Source organism: Pseudomonas sp. IT-196MI5 (assembly GCF_949767415.1).
Classification (GTDB): domain Bacteria; phylum Pseudomonadota; class Gammaproteobacteria; order Pseudomonadales; family Pseudomonadaceae; genus Aquipseudomonas.
The window spans coordinates 1-18,057 of record NZ_CATKPZ010000018.1 but is presented as its reverse complement, the minus strand read 5'-3'; the positions used below and the strand labels follow the sequence as shown (position 1 = coordinate 18,057).

The 18,057-nt window shown below is 59.0% G+C and carries 15 protein-coding genes; 10 read left to right on the top strand and 5 right to left on the bottom strand.

Annotated elements, in window-relative coordinates:
• The first annotated feature begins 478 nt into the window (after positions 1-478).
• The 5 genes from ACM6IK_RS13530 (at position 479) to ACM6IK_RS13510 (ending at position 4,502) form a co-directional block, all read left to right on the top strand.
• A complete protein-coding gene (locus tag ACM6IK_RS13530) occupies positions 479-760 on the top strand; it encodes a hypothetical protein (RefSeq protein ID WP_414874735.1) in 282 nt (93 codons plus the stop codon).
• A gap of 53 nt (positions 761-813) precedes the next feature.
• A complete protein-coding gene (locus ACM6IK_RS13525) occupies positions 814-1,248 on the top strand; it encodes a hypothetical protein (protein ID WP_414874734.1) in 435 nt (144 codons plus the stop codon).
• A 231-nt stretch (positions 1,249-1,479) separates the two neighbouring features.
• Positions 1,480-1,986, top strand: coding sequence for a GNAT family N-acetyltransferase (locus ACM6IK_RS13520; RefSeq protein ID WP_414874733.1), 507 nt, complete (start codon positions 1,480-1,482; stop codon positions 1,984-1,986).
• A gap of 1,094 nt (positions 1,987-3,080) precedes the next feature.
• Positions 3,081-3,899 carry a class D beta-lactamase gene (gene blaOXA, locus ACM6IK_RS13515; RefSeq protein ID WP_414874764.1) on the top strand — a complete coding sequence of 273 codons (819 nt, stop codon included), beginning with the start codon at positions 3,081-3,083 and terminating at the stop codon, positions 3,897-3,899.
• A 75-nt stretch (positions 3,900-3,974) separates the two neighbouring features.
• A complete protein-coding gene (locus ACM6IK_RS13510; protein ID WP_414874732.1) occupies positions 3,975-4,502 on the top strand; it encodes a RidA family protein in 528 nt (175 codons plus the stop codon).
• A 290-nt stretch (positions 4,503-4,792) separates the two neighbouring features.
• On the opposite strand, the gene ACM6IK_RS13505 is transcribed toward ACM6IK_RS13510, so the two are convergent.
• The 4 genes from ACM6IK_RS13505 to ACM6IK_RS13490 form a co-directional block, all read right to left on the bottom strand.
• The gene (locus ACM6IK_RS13505) at positions 4,793-5,698 is read right to left on the bottom strand and encodes a DUF2950 domain-containing protein (protein WP_414874731.1); all 906 of its coding nucleotides are present in this window, start codon (positions 5,696-5,698) and stop codon (positions 4,793-4,795) included.
• A 26-nt stretch (positions 5,699-5,724) separates the two neighbouring features.
• Positions 5,725-7,215, bottom strand: coding sequence for a DUF3300 domain-containing protein (locus ACM6IK_RS13500; protein ID WP_414874730.1), 1,491 nt, complete (start codon positions 7,213-7,215; stop codon positions 5,725-5,727).
• A gap of 165 nt (positions 7,216-7,380) precedes the next feature.
• Positions 7,381-8,658: a flavohemoglobin expression-modulating QEGLA motif protein gene (locus ACM6IK_RS13495; protein WP_414874729.1), complete on the bottom strand. Its 1,278-nt coding sequence runs from the start codon at positions 8,656-8,658 to the stop codon at positions 7,381-7,383.
• Positions 8,659-8,745: 87 nt separating this feature from the next.
• Entirely contained in the window at positions 8,746-10,872 is a 2,127-nt protein-coding gene (locus ACM6IK_RS13490) for a TonB-dependent receptor family protein (RefSeq protein ID WP_414874728.1), read from the bottom strand.
• Between the two features lie 336 nt (positions 10,873-11,208).
• Here ACM6IK_RS13490 and ACM6IK_RS13485 point away from each other — a divergent pair, with 336 nt between their 5' ends.
• The 5 genes from ACM6IK_RS13485 to ACM6IK_RS13465 all read left to right on the top strand — a co-directional run bounded on the left by ACM6IK_RS13485 (position 11,209) and on the right by ACM6IK_RS13465 (position 16,038).
• On the top strand, positions 11,209-11,781 hold the full coding sequence (locus ACM6IK_RS13485) for a hypothetical protein (RefSeq protein ID WP_414874727.1): 573 nt from the start codon (positions 11,209-11,211) through the stop codon (positions 11,779-11,781).
• A 362-nt stretch (positions 11,782-12,143) separates the two neighbouring features.
• Positions 12,144-12,668, top strand: a complete 525-nt coding sequence (locus tag ACM6IK_RS13480) for a hypothetical protein (RefSeq protein WP_414874726.1) — start codon at positions 12,144-12,146, stop codon at positions 12,666-12,668.
• A gap of 130 nt (positions 12,669-12,798) precedes the next feature.
• The gene (locus ACM6IK_RS13475; RefSeq protein ID WP_414874725.1) at positions 12,799-13,641 is read left to right on the top strand and encodes a DUF6502 family protein; all 843 of its coding nucleotides are present in this window, start codon (positions 12,799-12,801) and stop codon (positions 13,639-13,641) included.
• On the top strand, positions 13,638-15,185 hold the full coding sequence (locus ACM6IK_RS13470; protein ID WP_414874724.1) for a DUF5666 domain-containing protein: 1,548 nt from the start codon (positions 13,638-13,640) through the stop codon (positions 15,183-15,185). Before ACM6IK_RS13475 ends, ACM6IK_RS13470 begins: the two co-directional genes overlap by 4 nt.
• Before the next feature lie 103 nt (positions 15,186-15,288).
• A complete protein-coding gene (locus ACM6IK_RS13465; RefSeq protein WP_414874723.1) occupies positions 15,289-16,038 on the top strand; it encodes a hypothetical protein in 750 nt (249 codons plus the stop codon).
• A gap of 237 nt (positions 16,039-16,275) precedes the next feature.
• Here ACM6IK_RS13465 and ACM6IK_RS13460 read toward each other — a convergent pair whose 3' ends face one another.
• Positions 16,276-17,460 (bottom strand): hypothetical protein, encoded by a 1,185-nt coding sequence (locus tag ACM6IK_RS13460; protein ID WP_414874722.1) that lies wholly within the window; start codon positions 17,458-17,460, stop codon positions 16,276-16,278.
• Positions 17,461-18,057: the final 597 nt, after the last annotated feature.

Below are 18,057 nucleotides of genomic sequence, written 5' to 3'. Positions count from 1 at the left end.
GTCGGCAGCGTTTACTTTCTGCCGCAAAGGTTCGTCAACGCTCTGGAATTATCAGGTATTGGATTTAGAACAGATGGGGATGGACTGCTGCAACGATATGAAAAGCCCGTCCGGGCACGGCAACTCCTGCAATCCATTCGTCGGTCCTGAGGCTCTTTTGTTGAACTCGGGCTGAATGCATTTATCCAACAAAACTGTGGGAATGCTTCCCACTCAATGATGCCAGCCGGCTCTCAGGGATCGTGCGGATACCGCGGTTGCTCGTGGTTGCTGCACATTTATGACCATGCCGGTTGCCCGGCCGCTCCCGTGGGCGGCCGGGAACTCAACTGGACATTGCGTTCGATACGGAGATGACGACGCAACGCGAAGCGGAGGTACATCATGCTGCTCAAGAAAACTTTGTTGGCTCTGGCAATCGGCGGGGTCCTGTCGGCATCGACTGCCCTGGTACCCGATTACATCGCAAGTTTCTCCAGTGTGTATGCCAAAGATGGCGGTAGCGGAGGCGGTGGTGGTCACGGCGGCAGTGGTCATGGTGGTCACGGCGGTGACGGCGGAGGCGGCGGAGGCGGCAACGCTGGTAGCGGCCATGGAGAGGGCGGCGGTCATGGCGCTGCAGGCACTGGCGGTGCAGGCACTGGTGGGGGCGCTGGCGGTGCGGGCACTGGTGGTGCGGGCGCGGGCGCTGGCGGTGCAGGTCATGGCGCTGCAGGCACTGGCGGCCCGGGGCGCGGCGACGCTGACCATGGCGCAATAGCCGGGAATAGAGGCACTGGCATTGCGCATGACAACGACGATGACCATGGTGGCATGGCCGGGAATAGAGGCCCCGGCAATGCGCGTGACAACGACGATGCCGATGACAACGATGCCGCGGATGCAGCCAGGGATGCTGCAAAAGCTGACGCAGATGGGGCCAGAGACGCCGCCAGGGCTGATGCGGACGCAGCACGGGACGCTGCCAAAGCCGATGTAGCCGCAGCCCGGGACGCCGCCAAAGCCGACGTAGCTGCAGCCAGGGACGCCGTCAAGGCCGACGTAGATGTCGCCAGGGACGCCGTCAAGGCCGATGTAGATGCAGCCAGGGATGCTGCCGTGGCTGTCGCAGATGCAGCCAGGAACGCTGCCAATGCCAAGGTGAACGCAGTCAGAGAGGCTGCCCAAGCCAAGGCGAGGGAAGCCAGAGCGGCTGTGGCTGACGCCCTGGATGCCCCGGATATCGACGCGGTTGAGGTAGAAAACTAAACCTGCACGTTCACCGTAGAAAACGTCCCGGGAGCTTGAGGGACGTATAGCAAAGAGTCGCAAGCCCTGAAGCGTAGCGGGGGCTTGCGACTTTTTTTGAAATCGTGTCGCCTTCACGAGTGATGAGCAAGCCGCTCAGACTTGAGAGAGGGGATTGCTCTGCCCGGCAAGGTTGTTCGGGTATGAGATAAGCTTCGGCTCTTTCGGCACAAGACTCAGAGGAGGTGATGAATGGAATTGTTTAGCGTTCGCGAGCTGAAAAAGACTGACGCTCAAGCGTTGCTGGCATTCGAAGTTGATAACCGTGAATGGTTCGAGTCCCGTATTGATGCGCGCGACCCTGCTTTTTACTCGTTGAAGGGTGTCGCCGATCACATTGAAAGCTATTTGTCCGATTTTTCCATGGGTGCCTGGCACCCGTTTGTCATCGAGGATTCCAGTCAAAGAATCGTGGGGCGAGCCAATCTGAAAAGCATCGACTCATCGACGGGTTCTGCGCAAGTCGGCTATCGGATCGATCAGGGCGCGTGCGGGCAGGGGCTGGCGACACTGGCGCTGAGGCATCTGATACATGAAGCAAAGACGCGCTGGGGGCTTACGCAACTGGTTGCCTTTACCTACAAGGAAAATGTGGGCTCAAGAAAAGTCCTCGAACGTTGCGGATTCCAACTGGAACAACCCTCCTGCAACGAAAATACGGGGAACGAAGACCGATTCGTCCTGTTGCTCCAGATATGATCCCCCGGCGATTCAGAGCGTCGGCAGCAGGTCGGCGACGCCCCGGTCACTCCTGCTGTGCATGACCCCATTTGTCATTTTTGTCCGTAAGATCAATCCTTGATTTAGGTAGCATTTGTCAATGCAACGCTTTCTGATCAGGCGATTGTCTGGAAAACTTTGAACGACGATTTTGAGCAAGCCAGCTTTACCATAATAGAAACCGTCGCCGCTGATATATGCAGCTTCTTTGCCGTTTCCAGTATCGTATATCCCCTGTTATTTCTCGCTATAGCTGCTCAGCGGTGCTGGCGTGTATTAATACTTTTTCTCTTAAGTAAAAATTCGAAGGATGGTCATCGATGCCTGGACCAGTGACTGGTGAAATGCTAAATGCTGCAGGCGTTTAACTATAGACGTGCGACTGCAGCTGCAGCCCAATCATTTTCTAGCTTCGGTTGCACTCATGTACTTGTTTTTGAATTTTTTCGAGTATTATTATTGTCATTAAAATACTCTCCTCCTTTGCATTTTCGCCGCACACAGGTAAGTAACTACGCCTTTATCAAGTGGCGTACCACGCTCTCACATATACCGGGACACTCTGCTGTCATGTGGGTGTGTAACCAACTTTCTGGGAGGCGGAGTGTATCGGGTTAAGGAGGGCGACGGGCAGATGCTGTGTTACCTCGCTGTTGATCAACGCGAATAACCCATTCAATGATCGAACGACTAGTTTGGATTTTTTATAAGATGACGACGAAGGGTACGGTCCTCGAATTCAAGCTGAGGTGTCTTCAATCGCTTGAGGGTTTTGCGAATTTGTTGAGTCGAAATCCGGAATTGAGTGGATAGAAGCTGAATTGACATGAAATTTTCAGAGAGTTGTTCCACATCTCTTGTTTCAAAAAAAAACACTGCGCCCCCACCTCTTGGTGGGCGTCAATAGGCGCAGTCCTTGACTGCGGCTTTTCTCACGGCAACTGTTTGCGCACCTAAACTCCGCGCGCGAGACGTATCTTGATACAAACTTCCCGTTGTGCTAGTGCAACAACCAATGCTTTTTTGTATTTAAAGAAACGATGGAGTGAAGAGTGGTGTGTGAAAAAAGATCTTTGAGGTTTTTGTTGTTGGCTGCTTGTCTTGTGACTTTTTCAAGCGGGGTGTTGGCGGGTGCTAAAGGTAGTATTGTTGAGGAAAAGGGCTGGAAAAGTGTCTTTGATAAATTCAACACTAATGGCACCATTATCATCAAGGATGAACGGGGTAATCAAGGTAAAACATTTATCTACAACAAGGAGCGCTCGATAGAGCGTTTTACACCCGCTTCAACTTTTAAAATACCTCATACGCTATTCGCTCTTGACTCTGGCGTTGTTCGTGATGAATTTCAGGTCTTTAAATGGGACGGAGAGAAACACGAAATTCCTTCCCACAATGCAGACCAAAATTTAAGATCTGCGATGAGGCACTCCGCCTTGTGGGTGTATCGTGGGTTTGCAAAGGAAATCGGCAAGGAGAAAGCAACAAGTTACTTGCAAAGTATAAGCTACGGAAATCAAGATACAAGCGTAAAAAAGCGTGACTACTGGGTTGACGGTGGGCTGGAAGTTTCAGCGCAGGAGCAGATCGACTTTCTTGAAAAGCTTTATAGGAATGAACTGCCTTTCAAGGTTGAGTACCAACTCTTGACAAAAGACATCATGGTGATTGAGGCAGGGCGTGAATGGATTATGCGCGCTAAAACCGGACTTGGGAGCCAAGTAGGTTGGTGGGTCGGCTGGATAGAATGGCCAACAGGCCCGGTTTTCTTCGCTTTGAATATCGACACTCCTCATAGAATGGCCGATGCTCCCAAAAGAGAAGAAATTGGCAGGCTGCTATTAAAGGCGGTTGGGGCATTACCTTCTGCTCAAGCGGTTGTAATTCAATAGCTGATTTTTTCGTAAGCAATGACATGGATGTCATTTTATATAAAATCAGACTGAACTGATCATAAAGGTTGTTTTATGCCGAAGTTACTGGGCAACAAGCCTCTGGCTATTTTGTGTTTTATGTCTTTTTTCACCGTGAACGCTGCACAGGCTGCGCAGGAGGGGGTTGTGCGTCACCGTGTCGCTAACTCAACCATTCCTGTCGCCGCTGCCGTTGAAGTACCTGGTTCCATTTCAACGATATACCTGTCGGGAAAGCTTCCACCGGTGCAAGATCCTCGCCAGAGTATCACTAGCCCGCTCGCTTATGGTGGGGACACAAAAGGGCAGACGATTGCAGTTTTTAAAGCGATAGAGAAAAGTCTGAACGATATTGGGCTTGGGCTGGGCGATGTGGTCAAACTACAAGTTTTTTTGGTGGGGGACCCGGCCAAGAATAACAAAATGGACATGGAGGGCTTCATGGAAGGTTATGTGCAGTTTTTCGGAACAGAAAATCAGCCCAATGTACCCGCTCGCTCCGTGCTGAAAATTGCTGGGCTACCCAATGACGCGTGGCGAGTAGAGATCGAAGCAGTAGCTGTACGCCAAAAGAGCTTGTAAAAAGTGACATATATTAGTCTTGAATATAAAAAAGTGCGTATTGGTAACTTGAGGGATTCCCGGGACAGGTTTGCGGAGGCACAATATTTTGCATCTCGTGGCATGGGCTTGATATAGCATTGGCCAGATCACCGAGTGGCTCAGCCATCCAGCAGATTCGATCCCGATCGACGGTTGCGTTCAAAACGTTTATGCGAAAAATCACCTTGGCGCGTTGGTTTGGGTGATTTTTCATTTTTTGCACTGATTGATGCGCTAAAGCGTTCTCATGTCTGGTCATCGACAATGTGTCAATGCGTCGTGACAAATGGCACTTGATCTTCAGCCACCTCTTTCCAGCTGTCATCCGGATCGAAGCGTTTCATCGATTGCGCCAGTTTTTCACCAGCGGGCCCCAGGTCTTTCTCGAACACCTGTCCTTCATGACTGATCATGAAGCTCATCACCCCGGTGTCATCGTACTTCGCCGGCCACGCGATCAGGGCAAAGCCGCGGCTCATCTTGTCACCGATGAGGTAGCTGTAGGCGCCACCCGGCGCCGAAGGGCCCTGGCCATCGAGGATGCGGAAGCGGTAACCATGCCACTCTTCGTCGGCAATGGCTTTGCCGAACGAAGGTCCCAACGGGCTGATCTGGCCGCTGTCGTCTTGCGCCCAGTAGAGTCCATCGTGCTTGCCAGGGGTGCTGACGATTTTCTGCGCGTACTCGAGTGCGCCATCACCGTCTCGATCGACTGACGCATAGTCCATCTGGGCGTCGTGATAGGCCAGCACCGATTGCACCGCGGCCAGTTCATTGCGGCCGATTTGACGGGCACGGATCTCGGCACTGCCGGCCTTCAGGTCGAAGCGCCAACCGTTCGCGTCCTTTGTCATGGGGATGGGCAGTGTCCAGTTCTCGCTGCCGACCGCCAGGATCGCCTTGCGCTCGCTGGAGTTTTCTATGTGATGTCGCTCGCGGTATTGCTGCAAAAACGCATCCACATCTTCGCGCTGCACGCCTTCACGCGGGATGTAAGTGTGCCAGTCACTGCCCAGCAGCTCGGTCAGGCGTGCCTGGTCGGAGTGCTCCGTGCCCAGTGCTGCGACAAAGGCTTCAGCGGCCTTTTCCGGTGTTGGAAAGGTCTGCTGCGCCGTCGCCATGCACGACCACAACAAGCCGGCTGCTATCGCAAGGCCATGGGGGAGCAAGCCCATGAGTCTCTTCACTCGAGGTTGGTTTTTCAACGACGGCCCCCTCTTTGACGCGCTGGTGGACTGGACGGGCGACTGACCTGGTGACCGGCCGATCGCGAGGCACTTGGGCGTTGGGCGGATGCCTGGCTGGCCCGGCCGCGATTGGCCTGGACGTTGGCCTGGGACGGTGAGCGTGCGCCGGCGAATGCGTTGTTGCGGGCACTGCCGGTACTGGCGGTCGGCCGTTGATTCGCCGTTTGACGCGTCTGTGCCTGGCCCTCTCTGCGCTGATTCAGCTGAGCGCTCTGGTTCCTGGGTTGCTGATTCTCCCGGGTGTTTCTGGCCGTGCCCTGGCCTCTGTCAGCCGCTTTTGGCCTGTCTGCACCGGCCTGTAACCGATTGTCGCCCGCGGTACCAGACTGGAGTTTGCGTGTTTGATCACGGGCTTCGAGGTTACTGGTGGCAGGTCGTTCGATACCGTGCCTGTCCATTGAGGTGCGGGCGTTTTCACGGGCCTGGGCGCGCTGGGCAGTGTCCCCGCGATAGGCTTGACGCTGACTGGCACCGTTCAATTGGCGGCCGTACTGTGCGCGGCTCGCGCTGTCTCGATAGGGCACGCCATTGCGGTGCACCGGGTTGTGCTGCCATTTGTTCTGGTTATTGGTGATCCGGTTGTTGGCATTGATGTTGTTATAACGATTGACGTCGATATCGACGTCGTTATTGCCCCAGTCACATTCACCCCACAACGCCCCGACGATGGCCACGCCGGTACCAAACGCCAGCCCGGCCATCAAGGCCTGACCGGGGTAATAGGCGGGTGGCGGCGGATAGTACACGGGCGGCGACGCCGGGTAGGCCCAGGTGCCGTAGGTGGTGGTCGGGTTATAGGTGGGGACGTACACCACCTGCGGATCGGCTGGTTGAATGATGATGGTGGAGCTGCTGGCCGGTGCAGGGGCTGGAGCCGGTGCCTGCGTTGTGGTCGCAGGTGCCGGCGCCGCGACATTCTGGATCGTCACGTTCTGATACTGGTTGCTCTGCAGGTTGCCAGCGGCCTGGGCCTGATGACGCAAGCGTTGCACGCCGTTCATGACATCGTCGGGCTGCGCCAGGAAGGCATCACCCAGGCGTTGGACCCAGACGGGATCCTGTCCCAGCGTTGCCAGAACCTGCGGGAAGGCGACCAGCGCCTGCACGCTCGGATCCCAGGGCTGGTTCGCAACCTGTTTGACTGCCTCATCGCCCTTGGCGTCCGGGTTTGCTTTGGACCAGTTGACCGCCTCGCCGATTTCCCCCGGGTAGGTAGTGGCCATCAGTACCTGTGCCAATAGTGGGTCCGGGTAAAGCGCAATGGGCGCCAGCATTTGATCCAGTTGTTCCTGGGTAAACACGGGATCTTTGGCAGCCGCGGTGACGGACGCTGTATCGGCAGCATTGGCCGGGGCCGGTGCGGTCGCATCCGCAGCCTGTGTCAGGCAGGAAGATCCACTCAAAAACAGAACGGCTGACAACGCGTAAAAAAATGGAATGCGCATTGGCACCCCCTATGTGGTCAGGCAGGCTTGAAATGAGTGAGTCGATGCGGCAGAGGTGAAAGCTGACTTTGCAAGCCACAGAGCCCAGCTTCGATGCCGCTTCCTAATGGTAGCAGCTCATTCGAACGACCCAGGTTGTCTTTAAAACGGCGTCAACCTGATCGATCACTGGGCGCTGGCATCGCTTTCGTGTTCTTCGGCGAATGCCATGAACACCTCCAGGTCCAGCACATCCAGCTTGATCTGGGCGATGAACGCCGAGAAGGCCAGGTTGGCCGCGAGCACGCGCAAGTCGCTGGCCCAGGCCGGAAGGTAGGTCGGCCCCTTGAGCCAACCGGACTCGAACAGTGGCGCCAGGCGCACGGTGTCAGCCAGGCTGAGGCGCCCGGCAAACAAATGCCCCACCAGTTCCGGCCGGTTATCGCGGATTGCCATGCGCAGCAAGGTATGGACGCCGAGCAGCCCGGTCAGGTAGGCGGCGTCCTTGGTGAACGCCGAACCACCCCGCAGGTCGGCGCCGCGGAACACCCGTTGGGTCGAGCGGAAGGATTCCTCTTCGGTCTGCCCGGCCGCCAGAAAACCTTCGAACACCTGGATGAAGTCGGCACCCTCCAGTGCCTGCTGGATGGCGAGCACGCGCAGGGCCAGACGACGCAAACGATTGATGTCCATGCTGCCGGTGAACAGTTCGGCCAGGGTGGCGATGCCTTCCTGGGTCTGGGTCGTGCGGGGCGCCCCCAGGCCCAGGCTTGTGAGGTTGGGCTGTCGTGCGCCGTTTTGTGCCGTGGCGACATGCACGAAGGCCTCGTGTTGCAACAGCTGGTTCTTGTCCAGTTCCGAGAACAGCGCGCTGGCCCGCAGGCGAATGCGGCTCGATCCGGCGATGGCCTTGGCGGCCAGGTTCGGATCGAGCACGACCGTGATCTGTCCGACGCCGAAGAAACGGTCCAGTTCAGGTTGTATCCAGGCGGCGAACACCTTGGCCGGGATCTCGGCCGGGCAGGGTGGAATCCGCGCACTGCCGAGCAGGGCGTCGGTGGTCTTGAGGAAGAAACGGGCCGCGTCGAGCATGCTCAGTTGCAAGCGCGAGTAATAGAAATCCGGGCGCCGATACAGTGCAGACGAATAGTGCGTAAAGGCGGGAGTGCCAATGGCCCCCAGCATGTGCCCGGCGGTGGCATAGCTACGGGCGGTCATGGCGAGGAAATTCCCGGCCGGATGCCCCACATCGCAGCGGCTGATAAAGGTTTCCAGAGCGGCGATGTCGGCGCTGTGCTCGCGGGGCTGCAGCTTGACATCGGGTAACTGCGCCCGCCCGCTGCGCCATTTCGCCAGGAAGTCTTCCTCGACGCCATCGGGCCAGGACAAGGCATCCAGCACGCGGATCTTGCGGGTCAGGTCGGGCAGGGCGGCATCGAGTTCGGACAGGGCGGCGGCGCTCATGGAGTTCTCCTTGAGGGACGAAGTGACGTTACTAAAGCTTAGTCGTCGCGCTCGGTTACGTGCGTTTGCGAAGACAGGCAAGCGGCCTCAGAGCAGGCTCCACGACACCCCGACGTACATCGCCATGCCCTCGCCGGGCGTTGAGCGTGCCGTGTCCAGCCCTTTGTCGTCGTAGCCCGGCGTGACCGTGGCGGCGTAGTGCTTGTCGGTCAGGTTGCGCAGGTCCAGCCAGGTCTGCCAGTCGCCCTTGGGCGCGTTGTAGCCCACCGTCGCGCCGAAGATTGCGTAGGGATCGGCGTAGTAGCTGTTGGCGTAATCGACCGCCACTTTCGACACCCATTGCGTGTTGAATGCGGCAAAAAAGCCTTGTGGCCAGTCGTAGCGCAGTTCGCCCTGGTAATAGTGCATCGGCAGGCCCGGCAGGCGGTTGTCGCCGAAGCGGTCATCGTCGCGGTAGTGGAAGTCACTGAAGGTGTAGCTCTGGCGCAGGCTCAACTGGCCGCCATCGTCCGGCGACCAAAGAGGGCTCAGCAGGCTGGCTTCCACGCCCTGGTGCACGGTTGGGCTGGCGTTGAGTTCGTAGGGGGTCGTGGCGTTGGCATCCGGTAGCACCGACAGCAGTTCATGGCGCACTTGGGCGTAGTACCAGGCCAGGCTCCACTGCCCCAACGTGCTGTCACCGCGGCCGCCGATTTCCAGGGTGGTGGCGGTCTGGTTTTGCAGCTTGACCGGATCACGCTGGGCGCCTGTGGCGGGGCCACTGCCTGCCGGGAATCGAATGTTGGAGCTATAGATCAGCGACCACGGGTGCGGTGCCTCGACCGAGCGACTGAGATTGCCGAACAGTTGCAGGTCAGGTGTCAGTTGATAGCGCAGGCCCACGCGCGGGGCATAGTCCCAGTCGTGCAGGCTGGTCTTGCCACCACTTTGCGGGTAGGTGACATCGCTTTCACGGCGGGTGTAGATGGCCGCGAGGCCGGTGGTCAGCCACAGGTCGTCGGCGATTTCCAGGTCATTGCCCACATGCAGGACGGTGTCCGAGCCCTGGTAGGTGAAGTTACGAGTCAGCGTGCCCGGTGCATAACCGGCGGTGTTGCCGGTGGGGATGCGCACGAACTCGCTGGCGCCGGCATTGGGCAGGTGTTTGGTCATTCGCAGGCCCAGGGTGCTTTGGCTTTGCAGCCCCCAGAGCGTGTCGCGACGCTTGTAGTCGAACGTGCCGCTGACGTCCGTGTACGCCACCTTCAGACGGTTGGGACCCTCACGCAAATCCATCGGGTAGTCGTGGTAGACAAGGCCGGTCTGGATGCTCGAATCGTCATCGATGAACCAGGTGGTCTTGTTGCCGATAAAGGTGCTGCCCGGCTCATCGCGGCGGTCGTCGCGCGCCACGTAGGCAGGGTTGGCCGCCCGTGGGTCATGCTCGATGGAGTGCTTGGTCACGCGCCCCGCGAGGTCGTTGTCGGTCTGGCGGTGGCGCAGGTAAAAGCGCGTTTCCAGGTTGGGGTTGAAGCGATAACCGAAGTTGGCGATGACACCCTGGCTCTCACTGGCCGTGTGGTCCTGGTAGCCGTCGGCGTTGGCGTCGGTCATGGCCAGGTAGTAATCGAAGGCGCCGAGCACTTGTCCGGAGCTGACCTGGCGCTGCTGATAACCGTGGCTGCCCGTCGCGTAGCGCACCTGCAACTTCGGCGCGTCGTAGCCCGTGTGGCTGACGTAATCGATGGCCCCGCCCAAGGCCAGGGCGCCCCGGTCGAAACCGTTGGCGCCGCGCAGCACTTGCACATGGTCGAGCCACAGCGGCTCCAGCAGCTCATAGGGTGTGCCGCCAGGGCCGGTCAGCGGCAGACCGTCGAGCATGGTGTACAGCCCGGAGGCGTGGGCGCCCGGTGCACGGTTGATCCCCGATCCGCGGATCGAGATCTTCACCCCTTCGTTGCCTGCCGACTGGGCATAGATCCCCGGCTGGTAAGCCAGCACATCCTGATTACTGGCCACGCGACCCTGCAACGGGCGGCGCATGTCGACCACGTTGGTGCCGCCGGGCACCTGGGCCATTCGGGCCCTGGCGTCCTCGATCCCCTGGTCTTCGTCGCTCTGGTCCTCAGCCCCGATCAGCACTTGCCCCAGCTCCAGGCTCTGGGCTTCGGCCATGGCCGGACAAACGAGGGCCAGGCCCAGCAGCGCAGCGGGCAAGTATTCAGGCGGGGGCATGGGGGGAACTCCAGATGTACAGAAACGGGCAAAGAACAGTGCGACGCAAGACAGAACGAAGGGAGCACATGGCAATTTTGCTTTTTTCACGCCAAGGGCAGGGCGGCCGCGATGCAACGCTACAACGGTTTACAGCATTTCGACGATGAGGAGGGATGCGGCATTTATCCGCCACAGGAATAACTGTCTCCAAATACGACGAAAGTCGTATGGAGGTCGGTTCCGGCGCATGCTAGTAGACGTTTGTCTTGAAAACGCAATTGCTAATTTGTATCATTCGTTTTCAATTCAGCGAAGCATGGAACGCAGCGCCCAAACAATAATAAGGTCAAGGCAATGCTCAAAATGCTTCTCGTATACGGTCATCTGCTCGCTACGTGTATTGCCCTGGGGAGGGTGTTGCAGGCGGATCACAAGCTTTGGAGTTGGCGCAAGGAAATACTGGACCAGGCGCGCCTCGAGTACCTTGATGAAACCCGGAAGATCGTCAGCCTCGCACTGTTGGGCCTCTGGGCAAGCGGATTGTTGCTGGTGCTCCAGGGTTACCTCAATGAAGGCGACGCGTATCTGCTCAATCAGAAACTCTGGGCCAAGGTGACTGTCGTCGCGCTGCTTAGCCTGAACGGTGCATTGTTGCATCGAGTTGGTTTCCCGCTGCTGCAAAGGGCTCCATTCGTCGCGCTGCGCACTGCAGGGCGCACGCGGCTTGCCTTGTTGGGTGCGTTTTCCATGAGCGGTTGGCTATTCGCCGCATTCCTGGGGGTGGCTCGAGCCTGGAATCACGTGTTGCCTTATCTGCATGTGATGGGCGCATTCGCTGCATTCTCGTCACTGGCTTGTTGCGTGGCACTTGTAGTCGCCGGCAAGGCGGGCAGTGTCGGTGCGCAAAAATCCTCGGTACCGGGGTAGCCGTCAACAGACCGTGAGAAGCCCGCTCCTGAAGTGGCGGGCTTCAGCGCATCCGGGGTTGCCTGAGCCGCCGTCACCTCCCGGTGATTACCCGTGGTAGAAACCTCTCGATCCCCCGTCCTTTTGCCATGACCCATAGGCGGTCTCCCGACAGTTCGATGGCTTGCACAAAGCCGTCGGTCGGCTTTCTCCTGCGCGGCTTGACCCGGTGCCAGAAAGGGTTAATTTAGAGATGTGGGAAAAAATCCCACGCGAAAAACGCAAGAGAAATTGTAAGTTTACGGGTTACTCCCATGCCGCTCCCGGATCGCAGCGCGAATTGCGTTGGCACTGCTCGCGGTAAATCACCAGGAGAATGCACGATGAACACTTACCTGCTTTTCAAGAGAGGATTACTGGCGCTGGCAATCGGTGGCGTCCTCTCGGCTTCCATCGTTTTGGTACCAGATTCCGTTTCCCACGAATCGAGTGCCTATGCCAAGGATGGCGGTGGCGGTGGCGGTGGCGGCGGTGGCGGCGGTAGCGGCGGTAGCGGCGGACATGGCGGCAATAGTGGGAGCGGTGGCAGTGGTGGCCATGGCGGCAACAGTGGGAGCGGTGGCAGCGGTGGCCATGGCGGCAACAGTGGCCACAGCGGCAGCGACCATGGGAACGGGAATTCAGGCCATGCCGGTTCTGGAGGCTCGAACTCCGGTCGCGGCGGTACCCATGCAGAAGCGGGTGACGACCACGGCGTCCACGTTGGCGGCGAGCCTGGAGACGACCACGGCGTCCACGTCGGTGGCGAGCCTGGTGATGACCGCGGCGTCCATGTCGGTGGCGAGCCGGGTGACGACAATGGCAATCATGATGGTGGCGAACCCGGCGACGACAACAGCCGGATCTGAAGCGGCCTGATGACCTCATACAAGACCCTGAAGAGCGGTTTTGTATGAGGCAGGGCAAAAAAAGCGCCCGTCTTCATGGGATTATTTCCCACGCGGCTATACTGGGGTTAACTGACCAGGAATGCGCTGAATGCAATCGTCTACCTTGCCCACCTCGCTCCTCAAAGCCTTGCGGCATGTCATGCGGCCGCTGGTACGCCTGATGCTGCGCCAAGGAGTCACCTATCTGGTGTTTGCCGACCTGCTCAAGGAGGTTTTCGTCGAGGTGGCGGACCGAGAGTTCCGTCTGGGCGACAAGGCACCGACCGACAGCCGCATCAGCCTGCTCACCGGCGTGCACCGCAAGGATGTACGACGCTTGCGCAACACCAGCGACCCTGCTGCTTCCACGCTTCCGGAAAACATCACTTTCGGTGCGCAACTGGTTAACGCCTGGGCCAAGGCGCCGTTCTGCAACGACGCCGGCCAGCCACTGCCACTGCCGCGATTGGCCAGTGTCGGCGGCGATCGCTCCTTTGACGCTCTGGTGGCGAAGGTCAGCACGGATATCCGGGCGCGAGTGGTGCTGGACGAGTGGCTGCGCCTGGGGGTCGTGCGCCTTGACGAACAAGATCTCGTGCACCTCGAAGCCCAGGCCTTCGTGCCGCAAAAGGGCTTCGATGAGAAAACCGCTTACCTGGGGCACAACCTGCACGATCATGCTAGCGCCGCGGTACACAACCTGAGCGGCGAAGTTCCGGCCTTTTTTGAACGCAGCGTCCACTATGACGCGCTGACCCCAGCGAGCGTCGAGGCGTTGCGCGAGGCCGTTGCCAGCGAGGGGATGCAGGCCCTGTTGAGTTTCAACCGACTCGCCGCCGATCTGGAATTCCGCGACCTGCCCAGTCTTGAGACGCGCCAGCGCATCACGGTCGGCCTGTACTTCTACACTGAAGCTTCAGATACCAATTCATCAACGGCCCCTAAGCCATGACCCTCAACTTGCGCCTGATTCGTGCAATCGCCCTTGCTCTGGGCCTCGGGCTTCCGATTGTGTTGCAGGCCGCCCCAGCCTGTGTGAGCCAGAACGACGCGGGCACAAGTGAAGTTCCGCTCATCCAGGCTCCGGGTGGCACCGGCGGTACGGGTGTGGCGCCTGGGGGGATGGGCGGTACCGGCATCAGCACCGACAACGGCGGGATGGGCGGTACCGGCGCACCGCTGAAAAAACACCCTGGCGGCATTGGCGGCACCGGTGCGGTTGCAGGCGGCGTGGGTGGCACGGGCATCGACAGTGAAAGTGACAACGGCGGGATTGGTGGCACCGGCATTGTCGGTACCATCACCGGGTTCGCCTCGATCTGCGTCAATGGCCTGGAAGTGCACTTCAGCAATAACGTTCCTGTCAGCGAGAACGGCATTGCCACCACCAGCACCCAGCTGGCAGTCGGCCAAGTGGTTGCCGTGGAAGCGTTCAATTCCAAGCGAGGTCTGGAGGCCGGGCGCATTTCTATCCTGCACGTCTACGAAGGCCCTTTGACAGCCCTGCCTAGAGACTCCATGCCCATGCGTGTCATGGGACAACCGGTGCGCCTGGCCAGCGGTGCTCAAGTCGCTGCGGGTCTGCGCCCGGGTGATCCCGTACGGGTCAGCGGACTGCGCGATGCCCGTGGCGACGTGGTAGCCAGCCGTATCGACCGGGCGCCCGGCCTCAAGGAGGCCAGTGCCATCGGATCGGTGGATCGCAGCGGCTATCTCCTGGGGCTCAAACTCAGCAATCACCCAGGTCCGGCGCAGGAAATGCTGGTGCGCGGCCAGTGGTCCGGCCGCGAGCTGGACGTGACCCAAAGCCGCTCCGACCCGAGCCTGCCCTTCATGGGTCGGGTACATCATGCGGTGATCGAGGGCCTGGTGCAGGGTCGGCAGGACCACCGTTTGGTGGTAGGTGGCTTTAATGTGACGCTGGCGCACGACACCGTGTTTGTCGGTGTGCAGCCTTCGGAACTGGCACTGGACCGACGCGTGCGGGTCAACGGCGTATTTACCGGCGCGCGGGATGTGCAGGCAACGCGTATCGAATTGTCCCGCGAGCGCTCCGATTCGCCAGCCAGCAACCAACATGGGCGCCTGCGGGGCAGCGAGCAAAGTACGGACGACTCAAGTGGTTCGAGTAACTCGGGCGGCGCCAACAGTACTGACAATTCCGGCAGCTCCGGCAACTCGGGCAGTGACAGGAGCGGCCGCTCCGGGAGCGAAGACCGCGTTGGCGACGATACCCGTCACGGGGGCGGCGACAGTCATGGCGGCGACCAGAGGGAAAGCGTGGACAGGTCCGGCAAGTCAGAGCGTGTCGAACAACCCGACAAAGTCGATAGAGTCGAGAAGGTAGAGCGAGTCGAAAAAATCGAACGCCCGGAGAAGGGCGAGAAAGTAGAGCGGCCAGAAAAAGTCGAGAGGGTGGAGAAAGTCGAAAAGGTGGAGAAAGTCGAGAAGGTTGAACCGGTTGAAAAAATCGATCACTCCGGCAGGTCGGGTTAAAACAGTGCAGTCATGATGCACTATCGTCATAAGTAACTAGGCTTGGTAAGTCACGCAACAAAGCATGCGTGTGAACTTCGATGACGCAAGACACGAGGTGAACATGAGCCCCAAACGCATCCTGCTCGTCGGTTTGCTTGCCAGCCTGGGCTTGCCGGCCTTGGCTGATACCTTCACGACCTCGATCGGAACCGACTACTCTCGGGGCGACTATGGCACGGGTACAACTTCCGAAACCTGGTACGTCCCGCTGGTGGGCAAATACCAGACCGGCCCCATGACCTACAAGCTCACTGTGCCCTGGCTGCGCATTACCAATCCTTCGGTCGGCCCTGATGGCGAGCCGTTGCCCGGCGGCTGCGGCAAAGTGGAAAGCGGTTTGGGTGACACCGTTGCCGGTGCCGATTATGCCGTGATTGACGGCAGCGTTGGCGGGTTGTTCGTGGACCTGATCGGTAAGGTCAAGTTGCCCACGGCCGACGAAGACAAGTGCCTGGGCACGGGCAAAACCGACTATTCCGGGCAGGTCGACGTCGCCAAAGCCTTCGGCCCTGTGACCGGGTTCGCCACCCTGGGCTGGAAAAAATTCGGTGACCCGTCGGGCTCCGACTTCGACGACCCGATTTTCGCCGGCCTGGGCTTCGCCATACCCGTGTTCGCGCGTACCACGGCGGGAGCGTCCTACGACTGGCGGCAGAAGGTCGTTTCCACGGGTGACCAGATCAAGGAGCTCACCCTGTTCCTCACGCACAAGCTCAATCAGAACTGGAAGTTTCAGTTGTATGCCGTCAAGGGGTTTTCCGACGCCAGCCCGGATGGCGAGGCTGGGCTGTTGTTCAGTCACACCTACTGATATCCGCCTGTTTTCCTGCACTGATGCGTTTCACCGCTTCGACCCAGGCTGGGTCCAGGCACGGCGGAGCGCGTCGAAAAGCCAGTCAGGACAGCCGGCTCAAGTCCTGATATTCGGTCGTTGACACTCAGGCTGACAGCACTAATCTATTAGGTGTGGGAATATTTCCCACGCAACGATACCGGCTGGCTCTGAGGGATCGTGCGAATACCGCAATTGCTCGTGATTGCTGCAGATTTATGGCCGTGCCGGTTGGCTGGCCGCTCCAATGGGCGGCCGGGAACTCACTGGACATTGCGTTCGATACGGAGATGACGGCGCAACTCCAAGCGGAGGTGCATCATGGTACTCAAGAAGTGTTTGTTGGCTCTGGCAATTGGCGGGGTCCTGTCGGCATCGACTGTCCTGGTGCCTGATTACATCAGTAGTTTCTCCAGCGTGCATGCCAAAGATGGCGGTAGCGGCGGAGGCGGAGGCGGCGGTGGTCACGGTGGCGGCGGTGGAGGCGGCAACGGTGGCGGCGGAGGCTCCGGAGGCTCCGGAGGTGGCGGTGGTGGTGGTCACGGTGGCGGCGGCGGTTCCGGCGGTTCCGGCGGTGGAGGCTCCGGAGGCGGTGGCCACGGTGGTGACGGCGGAGGCGGTAACGGTGGTAGCGGCCATGGAGATGGCGGCGGTCATGGTGCTTCTGGTCATGGCGGCCCGGGCCGCGGCGACGCTGACCATGGTGGAATGGCGGGGAATAGAGGCCCAGGCAATGCGCGTGACAACGACGATGACCATGGTGGCATGGCGGGGAATAGAGGCCCGGGCAATGCGCGTGACAACGACAACGACGATGACCATGGTGGCATGATCGGGAACAGAGGCCCGGGCAAAGCGCATGCCAACGACGATGACGACGACGCCGCAGATGCAGCCAGGGAAGCCGCAGAAGACGCCAATGACGCTGCCAGGGAAGCCGCAGAAGACGCCAATGACGCTGCCAGGGAAGCTGCAGAAGAAGCCGGTGACGCTGCCAGGGAAGCCGCAGAAGAAGCTGGTGACGCTGCCAGGGAAGCTGCAGAAGATAGGGGCGCTGCCAGGATCGACGCAGATGTAGCCAGGGATGCTGCCAGAGCCAAGGCGGATGCAGCTCGGGATGCTGCCAAAGCTGCAGCAGATGCAGCCCGAGACGCTGCCAGAGCCGCTGGCGTACCGAAAGCAGATGCAGATGCAGCCCGGGACGCCGCCAAGGCAGAAGCAGATGCAGCCAGAGATGCTGCCAGGGCTGCCGCAAATGCGGCCCGGAACGATGCCAAAGTAGCCAAAGTAGAGGCGAAGGAAGCCAGAGAGGATGTGGATGACGCCCCTGATGCCCCGGACGCTCGGGATGTCGATGTGGTTGAGGTACAGAACTGAGCCTGCACGTTGCGCAATGAACATGGCAGGCATATCCGAAGAAAACGTCCCGGGAGCTTGAGGGACGTATCGACCATGAGTCGCAAACCCCGAATAGTCGCGGGGTTTGCGACTTTTTTTGAAATCTGCCGCACGGCTCGAAATACCGACGAGGATGTCGGTAGAGGGGGACCGAGCAGGACGGGTATGGCGCTGTCATTGAATCTGGTGGTCTGGAACAGTGCTATCGCTGGGGTGCGAAATAAGGGGCGCTTCAGTGACGACGTAGTCCGGGTTCTCTGCTGCCCCGATGCTTTATATGGATGCCGGAGGTTTTCATGGTGGCAACCCGGGCGCTTTGATAAGGAAGAAGAATTTTCAGAAAGGGGGGTTGACCACGTATTTTAATACTGTACTATTCGCCTCCCGCTAACGAGCAGCTTGATGTTGTTCTTGGCTTAAGTAGTTGATTTTGTTGAAAAATCAGAAACTTTTAAGGTTGCAATTTGAAAGGATGCGCTGTAAGATGCGCACCTCGGTTGAGACGAAAGATCTTAACCAGCCGCTCTTTAATAACTGAATCAAGCAATTCGTGTGGGTGCTTGTGGAGTCAGACTGCTAGTCAACAGATTATCAGCATCG